Below are 3,081 nucleotides of genomic sequence, written 5' to 3' on the forward strand. Positions count from 1 at the left end.
ACGCCGTCCTCGAGGCCGCTCTGACCCGCAGCGGCTACCTGTCCTCGCTCGAGGACAGCACCGATCCGCAGGACGAGACCAGGGTCGAGAATCTGGCGGAGCTGGTCGCGGTCGCCCGCGAGTTCGTCGTCAAGGCCAGCACCGTCGAGGACGCGCCGGAGACCGAGGAGGCCGACCTGACCCCGGGATCGCTGTCGGCCTTCCTCGAGCAGGTCGCGCTGGTCGCCGATGCGGACTCCATCCCCGACGAGGGTGATGGCGTCGTCACGCTCATGACGCTGCACACCGCCAAGGGTCTGGAGTTCCCCGTCGTGTTCCTCACCGGGCTCGAGGATGGGGTTTTTCCGCACATGCGGTCCATGGGTGACCCGGCCGAGCTCGAGGAGGAGCGCCGCCTCGCATACGTGGGCATCACGCGGGCCCGGACGGCGCTGTACGTCACGCGCGCCACGACCCGCTCGGCGTGGGGCGCCCCCAGCTACAACCCGCCCTCACGGTTCCTCGACGAGCTGCCGGTCGACCTCGTCGACTGGAAGCGACTCGCCTCGGCCCCGACGCAGTGGACCCCGAGCACACCGTCAGCCAGTGCCCGCTCGTCGTTTCGGACGTCCAACGTCGCTGCGCGGTCCACGAGGGGAACCCGCGACGTCGTGTCGCTCGATCCGGGCGATCGCGTCAATCACGACACCTTCGGCATGGGCACCGTGGTGGCCATCGACGGTGAAGGCGACCGGGCTCAGGCCTCGGTCGACTTCGGCTCTCACGGCATCAAGCGGCTGCTGCTGCGTTACGCACCCGTCGAGAAGCTCTGAACGAGAGGTCCTCGTCGCCGGCGTGACTCGTCGGCGGGACTGCGTGACTCGTCGGTAGGACTGCGTGACTCGTCGGCGGGAGGTTACGGGGAGACGCCGTGCTCGCGGAGGATCGGCTCGGGATTGACCGGGCCGCCGCCGCCGGGGCGGATCTCCAGGTGCAGGTGCGGACCAGTGACGTTGCCGGTGGATCCGGTGTAGCCGATGACCTGTCCGGGATCGACCTTGTCACCTGGCGAGACAGCGACGCGGCTCTGGTGGCAGTACCAGACGTCTGTGCCGTCGAGCAGCGTGACCACGGTGCGGTTGCCGTAGGCGCCTTCGTAGCCAGTCGACTTCACGGTGCCGGCGGCCAGGGAGACGATCGTGCTGCCCGAGGGTCCGGCGAAGTCCAAGCCGGTGTGGCTGCGCGACCACAGCGCGCTGGACTGACCAAATCGTGCCGTCAAGTTGTACCCGGTGACCGGAAGGACCCACTGATTCTTCTTCAGCTCATCGCTCTGCTGGTCGACCTTGGCAGCGAGATCCTCGAGCGCCTGGTCGCGCTGATCCTTCTGCGTGCGGAGCTGCTTGGTGAACGTCTCGCGGTCAAAGTCGCGGCTGACGTCGACCGAGCCAGCAGCGATCGCGGCGCTGTCGTCGCCGGTGTAGGACTCCGAGATCGTCTGGTAGCGACCGGCGCCGAGGGTGTCGGTGTCGGTCGCGTTGCCGACCGCGGTGGACAAGAAACCAGCGGTGATCAGCACGATGGCACCGGCCATGGCCGGAGTGGGTCGCATCTTGTGACCGCGCTTGGGCCGAGTCGCTGCTCGGCGGCCGCCGGGGTCGCGCGAGGTCGACTGTCGTGAGTCAAGTCGGCGTTTTGGCGCTGACGACGTCACGCATTACCTCCGGTGCAGGAAAGATGGGGGGGAAGATCGAACTTGTCGAGCCTAACTGACGATGCGGATCAGATGAAACCCAATCGGGTAAGAATATGCACCAACGATGCATCGCACGCTGCCAAGATCACCGAAGTGTGACAAGCATTACCACGTCGCCGAGGTGCCGATCGGTGCTGTGGTGGGAAGATACCCGGCATGTCGGACGAGCGTCTCAACCGCGTGGTAGTCGGGTCGTGTGCTGACGACACGCAGTCTCGACTACGTGCCCGCGCCCTGCTGATGGCTGGTCGGGAAGTGGTCTTCGTCGGCGGTGACCAGTCCGTGGAGCAGCTGGCGCGGACAGCAGAGGCCGAGGATGCGGGGTCAGTGGTGGTCGACGCCAGCGCTGATGATCGCGCCCGCCTGCAATCCCACCTCGCAACACGGGGACTGGACCATGTGGGTGTCTTCGAGGTGTGAGGCACCCGACGCGCCACACCTGCTGATCAGTGGATAGAGTCAATGAGGCTCGTTTGTTGGCCCGATCGTCACGACAAAGGACGGATTCACCGTGGATTTGATGGAGTATCAGGCGAAGGAGCTCTTCGCCAAGCATGACGTACCGGGCACGCCCGGCATCGTCGCCAACACGCCAGACGAGGCCAAGGCTGCCGCTGAGAAGCTCGGCGTCTGCGTCGTCAAGGCCCAGGTCAAGGCGGGCGGCCGCGGCAAGGCTGGCGGCGTCAAGCTGGCCAAGACGCCAGATGAGGCTTTTGAACACGCCTCGGCGATCCTCGGCATGCAGATCAAGGGACTCACGGTCAATCGTGTCCTGATCGCGCCCGCGGCCACGATCGAGGAGGAGTACTACTTCTCCTTCCTGCTCGACCGCTCCAACCGCAGCTACCTGTGCATCGCCAGCGTCGAAGGCGGTGTCGAGATCGAAGAGGTCGCCAAGACCAACCCCGACGCCGTCAAGAAGATCGCGATCGACCCGGGAGCCGGCGTCGACGAGGCGAAGGCCCGCGAGATCGTCGCCGAGGTCGGCTTCCCGGCCGAGCTGACCGAGCAGGCCGTCGAAACGGTCCTCGCGCTCTGGACGACCTTCGTCGAGGAGGACGCGACGCTGGTCGAGGTCAACCCGCTCGCTCGACTCGAGGGCAACAAGCTCGAGGCGCTGGATGGCAAGGTGTCACTCGATGAGAACGCCGAGTTCCGTCACGACGACCACGCGGCCTTCGAGGACAAGGCCGCGGCCGATCCGCTGGAGGCCAAGGCGAAGGCCAAGGGACTGAACTACGTCAAGCTCGATGGCTCGGTCGGGATCATCGGCAACGGCGCCGGCCTGGTCATGAGCACGCTCGACGTGGTCGCGTACGCCGGTGAGTCCCACGGCAACGTGAAGC

At 66.3% G+C, this 3,081-nt stretch carries 4 protein-coding genes; 3 read left to right on the top strand and 1 reads right to left on the bottom strand.

Annotation, left to right across the window (positions count from 1 at the left end; genetic code table 11):
• Window positions 1–812: 3'-5' exonuclease (locus WB508_RS10640; RefSeq protein WP_423844860.1), on the top strand; the 812-nt coding region annotated here is incomplete at its 5' end.
• A gap of 83 nt (window positions 813–895) precedes the next feature.
• On the opposite strand, the gene WB508_RS10645 is transcribed toward WB508_RS10640, so the two are convergent.
• Window positions 896–1,573: a M23 family metallopeptidase gene (locus tag WB508_RS10645; protein ID WP_423844861.1), complete on the bottom strand. Its 678-nt coding sequence runs from the start codon at window positions 1,571–1,573 to the stop codon at window positions 896–898.
• Window positions 1,574–1,891: 318 nt separating this feature from the next.
• On the opposite strand from WB508_RS10645, the gene WB508_RS10650 reads away from it, so the two are divergent.
• Both WB508_RS10650 and sucC read left to right on the top strand, forming a co-directional pair.
• Complete coding sequence (locus tag WB508_RS10650; protein WP_423844862.1) at window positions 1,892–2,155, top strand: hypothetical protein; 264 nt, start codon at window positions 1,892–1,894, stop codon at window positions 2,153–2,155.
• Window positions 2,156–2,246: 91 nt separating this feature from the next.
• A partial coding sequence (sucC, locus tag WB508_RS10655) for an ADP-forming succinate--CoA ligase subunit beta (RefSeq protein ID WP_423844863.1) occupies window positions 2,247–3,081 on the top strand: 835 nt, incomplete at its 3' end.

It is taken from the genome of Aeromicrobium sp. (genome assembly GCF_049586495.1).
In the GTDB taxonomy this organism is placed as follows: domain Bacteria; phylum Actinomycetota; class Actinomycetes; order Propionibacteriales; family Nocardioidaceae; genus Aeromicrobium.

Bases quoted from the DNA above. Each gene is read 5' to 3' on its own strand.
- WB508_RS10645 (WP_423844861.1), bottom strand. From the start codon at position 1,573: ATGGCCGGTGCCATCGTGCTGATCACCGCTGGTTTCTTGTCCACCGCG.
- WB508_RS10650 (WP_423844862.1), top strand. From the start codon at position 1,892: ATGTCGGACGAGCGTCTCAACCGCGTGGTAGTCGGGTCGTGTGCTGAC.